Annotated in this window: 19 protein-coding genes; 2 read left to right on the top strand and 17 right to left on the bottom strand. The window is 47.1% G+C overall.

The window, feature by feature from the left end; all coding sequences use genetic code 11:
* Positions 1–56: 56 nt before the first annotated feature.
* The 5 genes from OGW16_RS16120 to OGW16_RS16100 all read right to left on the bottom strand — a co-directional run bounded on the left by OGW16_RS16120 (position 57) and on the right by OGW16_RS16100 (position 1,926).
* Positions 57–287 (bottom strand): hypothetical protein, encoded by a 231-nt coding sequence (locus OGW16_RS16120; RefSeq protein ID WP_286518619.1) that lies wholly within the window; start codon positions 285–287, stop codon positions 57–59.
* Positions 284–808, bottom strand: coding sequence for a DUF2514 domain-containing protein (locus OGW16_RS16115; RefSeq protein WP_181231323.1), 525 nt, complete (start codon positions 806–808; stop codon positions 284–286). Before OGW16_RS16115 ends, OGW16_RS16120 begins: the two co-directional genes overlap by 4 nt.
* Complete coding sequence (locus OGW16_RS16110; protein WP_080625035.1) at positions 787–1,335, bottom strand: lysozyme; 549 nt, start codon at positions 1,333–1,335, stop codon at positions 787–789. The genes OGW16_RS16115 and OGW16_RS16110 overlap by 22 nt, the downstream gene beginning before the upstream one ends.
* Positions 1,307–1,585 carry a phage holin gene (locus tag OGW16_RS16105; RefSeq protein ID WP_003832349.1) on the bottom strand — a complete coding sequence of 93 codons (279 nt, stop codon included), beginning with the start codon at positions 1,583–1,585 and terminating at the stop codon, positions 1,307–1,309. Before OGW16_RS16105 ends, OGW16_RS16110 begins: the two co-directional genes overlap by 29 nt.
* A 152-nt stretch (positions 1,586–1,737) precedes the next feature.
* A complete protein-coding gene (locus OGW16_RS16100; protein ID WP_080625034.1) occupies positions 1,738–1,926 on the bottom strand; it encodes a hypothetical protein in 189 nt (62 codons plus the stop codon).
* Positions 1,927–2,269: 343 nt separating this feature from the next.
* On the opposite strand from OGW16_RS16100, the gene OGW16_RS16095 reads away from it, so the two are divergent.
* Entirely contained in the window at positions 2,270–2,440 is a 171-nt protein-coding gene (locus OGW16_RS16095; RefSeq protein WP_162835200.1) for a YnfU family zinc-binding protein, read from the top strand.
* A gap of 411 nt (positions 2,441–2,851) precedes the next feature.
* On the opposite strand, the gene cspE is transcribed toward OGW16_RS16095, so the two are convergent.
* Positions 2,852–3,064 (bottom strand): transcription antiterminator/RNA stability regulator CspE, encoded by a 213-nt coding sequence (cspE, locus tag OGW16_RS16090; protein ID WP_005127641.1) that lies wholly within the window; start codon positions 3,062–3,064, stop codon positions 2,852–2,854.
* A 535-nt stretch (positions 3,065–3,599) separates the two neighbouring features.
* On the opposite strand from cspE, the gene OGW16_RS16085 reads away from it, so the two are divergent.
* Positions 3,600–3,812: a KTSC domain-containing protein gene (locus tag OGW16_RS16085; RefSeq protein WP_080625033.1), complete on the top strand. Its 213-nt coding sequence runs from the start codon at positions 3,600–3,602 to the stop codon at positions 3,810–3,812.
* A 315-nt stretch (positions 3,813–4,127) separates the two neighbouring features.
* Here the strand turns inward: OGW16_RS16085 and OGW16_RS16080 are convergent, their stop codons facing one another.
* The 11 genes from OGW16_RS16080 to OGW16_RS16030 all read right to left on the bottom strand — a co-directional run bounded on the left by OGW16_RS16080 (position 4,128) and on the right by OGW16_RS16030 (position 9,652).
* Complete coding sequence (locus tag OGW16_RS16080; protein ID WP_080625032.1) at positions 4,128–4,943, bottom strand: antitermination protein; 816 nt, start codon at positions 4,941–4,943, stop codon at positions 4,128–4,130.
* 41 nt (positions 4,944–4,984) lie between these two features.
* Complete coding sequence (locus OGW16_RS16075) at positions 4,985–5,308, bottom strand: RusA family crossover junction endodeoxyribonuclease (RefSeq protein ID WP_080625031.1); 324 nt, start codon at positions 5,306–5,308, stop codon at positions 4,985–4,987.
* Entirely contained in the window at positions 5,301–5,609 is a 309-nt protein-coding gene (locus OGW16_RS16070; protein WP_080625030.1) for a Ref family recombination enhancement nuclease, read from the bottom strand. The genes OGW16_RS16075 and OGW16_RS16070 overlap by 8 nt, the downstream gene beginning before the upstream one ends.
* 148 nt (positions 5,610–5,757) lie before the next feature.
* Positions 5,758–5,937: a hypothetical protein gene (locus tag OGW16_RS16065; protein ID WP_080625029.1), complete on the bottom strand. Its 180-nt coding sequence runs from the start codon at positions 5,935–5,937 to the stop codon at positions 5,758–5,760.
* Between the two features lie 132 nt (positions 5,938–6,069).
* A complete protein-coding gene (locus OGW16_RS16060; RefSeq protein ID WP_080625028.1) occupies positions 6,070–6,306 on the bottom strand; it encodes a DinI-like family protein in 237 nt (78 codons plus the stop codon).
* A 275-nt stretch (positions 6,307–6,581) separates the two neighbouring features.
* Positions 6,582–6,947, bottom strand: a complete 366-nt coding sequence (locus tag OGW16_RS16055; RefSeq protein ID WP_080625027.1) for a hypothetical protein — start codon at positions 6,945–6,947, stop codon at positions 6,582–6,584.
* Positions 6,948–7,376: 429 nt separating this feature from the next.
* On the bottom strand, positions 7,377–7,910 hold the full coding sequence (locus OGW16_RS16050; RefSeq protein ID WP_286518618.1) for a hypothetical protein: 534 nt from the start codon (positions 7,908–7,910) through the stop codon (positions 7,377–7,379).
* Positions 7,903–8,238 (bottom strand): uS2 family ribosomal protein, encoded by a 336-nt coding sequence (locus tag OGW16_RS16045; protein WP_080625025.1) that lies wholly within the window; start codon positions 8,236–8,238, stop codon positions 7,903–7,905. The genes OGW16_RS16050 and OGW16_RS16045 overlap by 8 nt, the downstream gene beginning before the upstream one ends.
* Positions 8,239–8,532 carry a hypothetical protein gene (locus tag OGW16_RS16040; protein ID WP_080625024.1) on the bottom strand — a complete coding sequence of 98 codons (294 nt, stop codon included), beginning with the start codon at positions 8,530–8,532 and terminating at the stop codon, positions 8,239–8,241.
* A 245-nt stretch (positions 8,533–8,777) separates the two neighbouring features.
* Positions 8,778–8,993, bottom strand: coding sequence for a hypothetical protein (locus OGW16_RS16035; protein WP_080625023.1), 216 nt, complete (start codon positions 8,991–8,993; stop codon positions 8,778–8,780).
* Entirely contained in the window at positions 8,990–9,652 is a 663-nt protein-coding gene (locus OGW16_RS16030; RefSeq protein ID WP_080625022.1) for a DUF1627 domain-containing protein, read from the bottom strand. Before OGW16_RS16030 ends, OGW16_RS16035 begins: the two co-directional genes overlap by 4 nt.
* Positions 9,653–9,655 lie beyond the last annotated feature (3 nt).

The following is a 9,655-nucleotide window of genomic DNA, read 5'->3' as shown; positions in this document are numbered from 1 at the left end:
AACCCATACTCTCAGAATGTGGCAAAGCAGACATAACCTTTTATTGTTGTTCTCATTTAAGAGAGTGTAACACCCAGAGTGGAGAGGGATTTTTTCTTCTCCACAATACGGCGGTCAAGTTCAGTCACTGCATGCGGGCGTATGGCATCAAGAAAGGCGCTATCCTGATAGGTAGACTGGATTGTCACACCAAGTCCGGCACCACTTTCCAGTATGCTTTTCTGACGCTGTAGTTCTTTTATATCGTTATTGAGGTAATACGCTTCACTTAGGTTTTCTGCGTTCATCGTCTAACCCTGTTGTTGTTTGACTGCCTCACTGAGTCGTAAATGCGCTCACACGTCATTCCTGCCCGGTAGCGTTCGTCAGATCGTTCAGCATAATATCGAGCTTCTTCTGCAAGGCGTCCAAGCATGTCGGCGAGCATTGCGGCGTCGGCTCCGGCTGTTTTGCTTCTGACGGCAGTGGCAAGATTTGCGGTATGCTTTGCGGCGTCCAGGAGGGTGGCAAGCTTTGTTGCTTCGGTACGCAGCTGGTTAACAGTGGCAGACAGGCCAGCAGCAGTGGCAGCAGATTTAGCGGCTTGCGCTTGTGCATCTTTTACAGCCTCATCACGGGCAATTATGCGCCCTTGCTCAATCATGCGGGCGGCGGTCTGCGCGTTCGCAACCTGCGAAGACTTAGCACTATCACGTTCCGCCCATTTCTTTTGCCAGCCCCGGTCGCTCCAGACATTTCCGGCAATAAACGCACCAGCCAGCAGTAGAAACACAGCAAATGTTTTACTCACTGGCCTATCCCCCAGCATGTCAGAGCGCTTTCCTGGTCTCTTCGATCAACCTGTCCGTAGCAGCCGCTTTTCTGGCCTTTGGTCAGACGACAGTCGCGGCCACCGTCTTTAATCCACCAGCGGATCGCTTCACAGGCACCTCTACGGTCGCCCGCATTAATTCGCTTATAGAACGTAGATGGGAAACATTTTCCGGGGCCGATGTTATATGGGCAGAAGGACGCGATCCCGGCTTTCTGTGGTTCGGTCAGTGGTACCTTGATATTTCGCTCAACCCACGCCAGCGCCTTGTCGCGTTCTATGGCGTTCACCCGGGCGCATTTCTCAGCAGACACCTTCATACCATGCTCTACTGGCTTACCATCAACCATTGTGGCGCCACGGCAAATAGTCCAGATTCCGCCGCCGTCGCGATATGCTTTCAGGCTGTTACCCTCTTTCTCATCCAGAAACTGATCGAGAATTACGGACGCGGAAGCCCCCGCAAGAATCAAACCAACGACCGCTGCGCTCAGTTTATTCTTCAGCTTTGGTGACATTGCCATTAAGCCGGTCCTCCCTTTCCTTTTTCCTGTAGTACCAGTTCACTGCACAGGTGATTACAGTGCATGCGATACCGACAATAATTGCCCAGTCGCTCAGGCTTAACCCTGCAATTCTGTCGGCTAACATCCAGGACACCTCTTTTGCTGTTTTAGCTGTTTCGGCATATGCCTTCGCTGATACACCGCAGCCGGTCAGCGTGGTGCCTGTTCCATATGAAAGTCTGCTGTAAATGGTGCTCATTCTGGTCATAGCCTCACCTCCGAGAGTTCGGATGGCGCTTTACGATTAAGGAGGTCAGGCTTCACGGGCTGGATTTATTAACAAAGCACGTAGTGGATGCTTCCCGTGAGCCTGAAATAAAAAAGGCCACCATGCGGGAGCCTCAAAGTAAGTCCGATTGTCTAGTTTGGTGGAGTGAGTGGCCCTTCTAGCACCTCTGCCTCACCGTTATGGCAAATATCATCACCTCTGCTCAGATGCCATACCCCTGTAACGACTTTCCCCGTCTCCAGGTCATCTACAGTGTCGTTCGTGTAATAGGCCACCTGTACAACACCTAAATGGTGAATCCAGTAATACCCTTCCTTCATATCGCCCCCAATAACTAAAAATTATACTGTAAAGGAAAGCTCATATGCTGTTTGTGCAAGAAAACACAGCGGCCAAGAGTGAGACGTCCCATTAGTTCACTGTCAGTTTTCTCAGAGAGAGGCATTCTCATACTCACGTTCTTTACGAGACTTTTTCTAGTGCTATTCACCGCTCAACACTATCTTCTCAGTGACTCATCACAATCAATCTATACGCGTTATCTTACTAATGGCTATATCAATTCAGTCACCGATATTTTTATCAGCCCACATATTTTCACAAAATTAAGATTTCCTGGGCAAATTAAGGTAAAGTTGAAGTCCATCCATCAAGGAAAAGCCTATGTCAGAACGTAAAGACTCTAAATCACGCCGTAACTATCTTGTCAAATGCACCTGCCCAAACTGTACCCAGCAATCTGAACACAGTTTTTCAAGAGTACAAAAAGGTTCCCTTTTAATCTGCCCTCATTGCAATAAAGTATTCCAGACAAATCAAAAAGAAGCAGCCTGAATCTGTTTGAGATACCGTTTCTCGCACAGAGTCACTACATCTGTATTTTAAGATTGATCAAGCTACAGATAATAAAAAACCCGCTGGCTGCGGGTTTAGTAGTTTCATATTCAATGAATAGCAATTATGGTGATATCTGGGAAAACCATCCCCTTGCGTACTTTATCGTGTAAAGCAAACAGTCAGTCTCTACCGTTATACTTTTCGTGCAGTGAACCTACACTCAACGACAATGGTCAGCATACTTTCTCATTCGAGATTGAGATGAAATATGCTTACCGTTACCTTTAATGCCGGATCAGTAACATTTTAACTCTACTGATCCAACAATACTTCCATTACTTCTGTCAGTATGTCTACTCAGGTCTAAACCGTCTTCGTTATCGCATATTAGTTTAAGTTCAGAAAAAATCAGGCAGCAACAACGTTTTCGGCTGAAGGCCCTTTTGCACCAGCAGTAATACTGAACTCAACTTTCTGGCCTTCATTAAGTGTTTTAAAACCACCACTTTGAATGGCAGAGAAGTGAACAAACACATCTTTGCTACCATTATCAGGAGTAATAAAGCCAAAACCTTTAGACTCATTAAACCATTTTACTAAACCAGTCATTTTATTAGACACAGATCATTCCTTAAATTCTATGTAGCCTTACGGCGAAAAGGTTTTCGCACACAATCTAATTAGTAACGATAAGAAGGCTCAAAAGGAAGGATTATCAGTGGATAACGCTTGAGATGAGAACTGCTTTACTAAACCGCTTTAATGGGTCTGTGTACCAAAACAACCACTCATTAATCACACAACCCACAAACAATAGCAAGTTATTTTTATTAAATTGTTCAGAACTTCTTAGAAATGGATGCTGTGACAGCATAATCAGTGATTTTTTTGACCTCGATAACATATGAGTGATTGTCCCCTTTATGAACAGAAACAGAATACATCAGTTTTATCAAACACCTATAAAGAACTTTCAATCACTCTGAAAAAATCCAGTAACAAGGTTTTTGTTCTATGTTTTCGTAGTCCAGGGAATTGGTGGTAACAAAGGAAATTATTTAATCCAACTAAAAAAATATTTACAAAACTATGCAACTTTTATTGCATATATGTGTATTATTAGGTAAAGGAAATCAGAACTTTCAAAGGAGAAAAAATGCAACGACAGAAAATGATATCATCGAAAATAAAATTTGTTGGTTACTACCCATTAGAAAAAATCCTCGAGATAGGATTCGTTAACTCTTCAACCTTCCAGTACGTTGGTGTCCCAAAAAGCATCTATAATTCTTTTCTAACAGTACAATCTAAAGGTCGTTTCTTTGATGGCGTTATTAAAGGTAAATTCTTGTGTCGTAAAACCGGATGATTCAAGAAAACTACTCTTACTTATATCCTGAAAGTCGTTTTTATTGTTTCCAGTTGTTGGTGTCCATTTGCACAGGAGGTTGATATCCCACAGAACACTATTCTCATCAACTTCATACCCTTCATTAAAATGAATCTTTGCAATACGGGAATGCTTACAATTTTCGAGTTCTTAGAAAATAAAACCCCGCCTAGGCAGGGTTTCAATGATTAATTTCGTGCAGGCGCTATACCCCACGGTTCAAATCGTACAGGACAGAAGTATGCAAAGTCAACACTATCATGCGAAAACTTGTCGGCATCTGTTACGATCGTATTAATTACTGGTTACTTTCTCAAATTCTGATGATGCGTGACGCTCTCCCTTGTGCAATACATCAACAAGCATTTCATAGAATGGTTTCCAGTTACGCGACCATGAGGACTGATGGAGATCCGGGAGGCGTTTCAGAATGGTTCGGTGTACCGTCGCAGAGGAGATAGCAGAGAATCCATTACCAGAGCAACGTTCACACGTTTTGAAAACCGGTGCGCCCCGCTCTTTAGTCGCTTTACGGTCGAGTACCTCCCCCTTTCCACCACAGCGGCATCGGGCGCTTATAGCTCCCTTCCCTTCGCAAGCGTCACAAACAGCGGGCACAATCTCTGTAACCTCTGTCCACTGCTCCCAGTCTGACGGACGAACGGCTCGCGAACGGCTGGCCCAATACGGCGCTTTACCCCACGGGTAAGATACTTTGCGCGTGGTCACTGTGCGGTATGTTCTCCCGCTACCGCTGCAACTGTGACACATCACGCTGGCTGCAGCCGAACGGGAGTATTCAGCAAAGGCAAATTGCGCCAGCATCAGCATGCACCATTCGAACTCACCACCGGCTGCTTTGCGCACGTTCTTTGGTGCTGTCTTCATCGCATGGCGCGCCAGCGCCTGTACAGCCAGTTGTTCATCCGATTTACTGATACCCGCCTTACCAAAGAACGCCGCCAGACCGAACCGCGCGCGGCTGCTGGTCGTACCGATGGCTACCATAACATCGGTCCCGGTAATCCGATCGGGAGAAGTATCTCTCACACTATCTGAGATGTGCATACTCTGTGGGCTGAAGTGTTTAAGCGAAGATTCCAGTTTCATTATTCGCCCCTCTCAATTGATTAAATTAAAATCTGTCTGGTTTAGCCCCATGCTTTTGATGCCCGTACATCCCATATATGAGCATCATTTTCGTAAATGGCGTCCATCAGGGCTTTTATCATGTTGTCAAAATCAGGTTTTACCTGGTGTGGTTTACCGTTGAACTCAGCCTGTTTCTTTTTGCTCCAGCTCGCTGGCATCGGAAGAATGAAGGTGACATGCGAACCGCTTTCCGGCAGTTCAACCCGCTTCAGACGAACCTCATCACAGAAAGCACGGTAACGCAGAACCTCGGGGCGATTTTTCCATGTGTCAGCGCGCGTCATTCTGGGCTTGCCGACAGGCGTGATTTTATATTCAGGCATGAGTCGATTCCCCCAGTTCATAGAGAACCTGCACCAACAACTCTGTTTCGGTACCGTAACTGTCTTCCCATAACTGGCGGCCAGCATGAAGGGCTACGCCGTGTCCGCCCTGGCGGTGATGGATTGGGCAAAGAGGAATAACTTTGAAATAGTCAGCGCGCTGGCCAATTCCCTGACCAGTTCGGATGTGATGTATCTCTGCTGGGGTTTCACCCAGTTTCAGGTTTTTGCAGACAATACAGCCCAGCCCGGCTACGCGGGAAAGGTGGAGTTTTTCAGATTTATTTTTTGATCTACTCATGCTGAACCACCAGCACGAACAAAGATACCGCTCACGGAGAAACGGTGTGATTGGGATATTTCAGTTTTATACGCCATCGCTATTTTCCGGTTGGCGCAGTGTGACTCAGTGGGCTGTTCAGACCCGTGTTTGAGTATAACCCAACATATCAGGCATCTGAAACAGGAAGACCAGCTTTCTTTCTTGCTTCATCCAGTGCCCGCAACGACGTAACAAATTCATCTTTACGCAGCGCGAATCCCCTTTCTACCCTGCCCTTTACGATATAAATCAGAACCGGGCCAGTATGCTCCGGCAGTCCGGGAATTAAATCATCCGGAATTTGCATGAGACGCCCCTTGCGGTGATATCCACACCGTTAAGCCAACGGAAATTGCTTCTTAGCAGCAGCGCGGCGTGCAACGAGAAATTTAGCAATCAAGCGTAACAAATGGCGGCCAAGGCTGCCTTCGAGGGGTGATCAGTTAAAAAACCATTCATCCGCACTTTCCCACGTTTCCTGCAGGATTTCTTCAATACGTTTTTTATCGCTCTTATCGCCTCCGATGACACTTAATCCATCAGAACCGGTTCGACGTATCGTTAATTTACAGGCTGAATAGTCCTGGCTGATTCGACGCAAAAGTTCCTTTTCAAGCGCTGGCACAGCTCCTTTCGGAAGCTCCTTAGTGCGATCAATTGTAATTTCAACCTTCATGATTCCCTCCGTCTCGACATGCTGTACATTTATACAGTATACCCATTGAACCTCATATTCAAGAGGTTAATAGCACTTTTCGCCAAAGCCATGCCGTTGTATACGCTAAGTTTTTCCGAGCATTCGGAATTTACTTAATCGGAGTGGAAAAACTGTGTAGGAAAGAAAAAACCCGCCGAAGCGGGTTAGAAGTGCGGGTGCGTTGAGGATACCAACCTAAACGAGTGGCGGGGATCGCTCCCGTCTTGCTCTCTTACTCAACTTCGTAGGTTAAATCAGTGCAGCCTGTCATTTTTAGCGAGCGAATCTACAAAGCTTACCTGAGACGCATCTTCTGGCTGTCTTTTCTTCCCCAGTACATCAACACTACTGAGGTCTTTTTCTGCGGGGTTGTTTAGTTTTGCCAACTGGTTCCTGAGGGATTTCATTTCGATTTTCAGGGTGGATATTTCATTGGTCATTTTTCCGCCAGTCTCTTCCCACTCTTTGACGAGATTCCGGCGGGCTTTCTCGTAGTCATCCTGCAGCAGACGCTTTAGGTCATGGATTTTTAACTGAACAACGATATTAGCAGCGCAAAAAACGAATACGCTTAAGGCTACAAAAGAAAAAATCAGTACGGCTATGTCGTTAATCGGCATGAAACCTTCACCCTCCCAATGTAAAGACCGTATAATCCGAATGTATTCACACTCAAACCATTACCACTACGACTTCTTTCCACTCTCGTTAGCATTGGTTCGTTCTAACTCCCACTCAACATCACGCCCCTGATACTGAGGCATAGCCTCGCCCTTATCTACACTGGTCACAACCTTGTATGACTCATTTTTCCACAAGCCAGTCTGTGGGCAGATCTGGCCTGATGAACACGATGAAACCGTTGGTTTTGAGTACGGATTGTCATTAGTGCTGTAGAAATTGCCGTATCCAGATCCATTTATTGAAGAAACCATAAAAACACCACTTAAATAACCAGACATAATTGCTTAAAGCGGCAATTAATGCTGATTATTAACAATGTCACATCCTAACTGTGAATTTAGTCACACCAATACCATCAAGGAACGTTACTGCGCAGTCGCGAGCATGGCTGTACGACAGGCATTCCAGCCCTCCGCGTACATTTTGGCGTCCTGCCAGTTTGTCTGCACGTCAGGGTATGTTGTTTCGACCGTGGCTGGTTCTGGCACTAACGGTGCTGTTGGCGCTGGCGAGGCGGTGTAAAGCGCCACGGCGCGATAACCATCCGTATCGAAGGTATCATTCAGCGCCGATGCCTCATCTTCCATTAGGCCCAAGTCGTTCGATACACAAAACTCCTCCATATAGGCATCGCCATCAGGAGTAACAATTCCGTACATAAACACAGTGCTATCAGCCTTGCGGCGTTCCTGTAGCTCGCTGGCGTACTCGTTAGCCTGATTCTCTGCCTCGTACAGCTGTGACCGCACGTCCTCAATCTCACCACGTAACGCCAGATAGTTACGGCGTAGTTCCTGTAGCTCTACGGCCATTGCCTGGATATCTCGACGGTTATAGCCGCAGTCAAATCCATTCTCCGCATAATGATTCACGCGCTCATCTGCTAGTTTATTATTCATCACAGTTGGCATCCTCATAAACGAAAAATTCCCCGCAACGCTGCAATTCAGCGCCAGCCATGTAATAGCCCAACGCCTCCGCGCGTTCGCTATCGCTCTTGAACGTATCTAACGGATACCGTTCATAGAATTTATTGATTAGTTTTGCCTGATCGAATTTACGGCGCTCCTGTAGCTCGCCGCGTAACTTCTTCACCTCTTGCGCTAACATGTACGCTGCAAACGCGTGAGAGTGCTCACTTCTCGGGGTTGCAGGGTGAAGAATTGCGGCCTTAGCTGCATTGAACCAGACGTCAATAACGCCGTCTGTTAGTTTGTTATTGGTCATTTACCAGTCCCCGCCCTGAACGGTCAACTTTGCCGCCGATAGTGCCATTAATTCATTATTTGGTGTTTCACCGCGCCCGCTATGTGACTCTCCCAGCAATAGCGCGAACCCATCGCCACCAGTCGTGTAATACTCTGCATCCGGGTAACTTTCGCGTACTTCTTCAAGCAGTTTTGCAAGTGCAGCCTCCAGACGGTGAAAGCGGCGATATGCCGTAGGAACCTTGCCAGAAAGCAAGCTATAGGCATCTTCGTTACCTTCGGCGATGCGTTCTTTTACTTCTTCTGTATTCATTCTGTTACCGCCCCTTATGGGGCGCTCCGTTAGCTGCTAGTAAACAAAATCACATTCGAATTTGTGTTTGCATTCAGGGCATTCAACTTCGACGTCAGTAGTAGCTGGGGTGTCCTGTTCGCAAGCGTCGAAGTTGGAATCAACTCAGAAGTCGTCCTGGTGGTGAATGATGTCGAAATACTCCCCACACTCAGGACACTCAGTGTGCAGAGTAATAGCCCACTCAGCTCGTTGGTTAGCCATGCTCACTCCCCCTCCTGATTAACTTTTTCAGCTAACTCTATCCACTGCGCGATCAGGCGTTCTCTGACACCACGCTTATCGCCAGCGGAAAAATGAGCACCAATTCGGTGGTGGCCAACACAACGAATTTCGGCAGTACCAGACCAGCGCCCCACTTTCGCGAAATATTCAACTGTAGCGCCACAGGTCGGGCATTTTGGGAGTTCAGACTGTTTCATTGCGCCAGCTCCTGCACCAGCGCGCCATGCTTGCGGATGCTGCGAACGGCATCACGAAGTTTTTCCAGGTTGGCCAGCTTCGCTTTTGTGCGGCGAATTTCACTTGAGATACCGCGTACCGTAGGGATCAGCAGATCATCAGGACGGCTGACGAAAGCGGGGATTTCCTCAACAATTTCAGTGACAGATTTTTCTGGTACTGGTGGAGTTGATGTCTCCGGTTCCCGTGGTGCAGAGCTTTTGTTTTTCACTGGCGCAGTGGCCGGCACCGAATAAACAAACTTGCTGCCAACTTTTTCGCGGAGGATCCGCCCTTTTGTCATGTGGTGAGTCAGCATTGGTGCCACACGTTTTGACTCAATACCTGCCAGTGTTGCCAGCTCCAGAGATGTCTGTGGCCCATGTTCCGCCAGTATTGCGATGACGTCGCTGACTGATACAGTTGCTGGCGCTTTGCTGACAAAACTGATCGCTTTTGGCTGTGATTTAACTTCCCCAGTAGCAACTTTCCAGTACCCGTTAGCCTGATCAACCTCGTTACGTTCTTCATGCTCACGAAGCATCCCGATCACCGCCGCAGGCTCAATTTTCATGCGCGCCGCAATTTCGCGGGCCGTCGCTTTTTCCATCGCTTTCAGTACGTCTAAAATGGTTTCCATAAA

Source organism: Citrobacter sp. Ce104, assembly GCF_030334595.1.
Taxonomy (GTDB): Bacteria; Pseudomonadota; Gammaproteobacteria; order Enterobacterales; family Enterobacteriaceae; genus Citrobacter; species Citrobacter europaeus.
The sequence above is the reverse complement of the archived record's forward strand: the minus strand, read 5'-3'. Positions and strand labels throughout refer to the sequence as shown.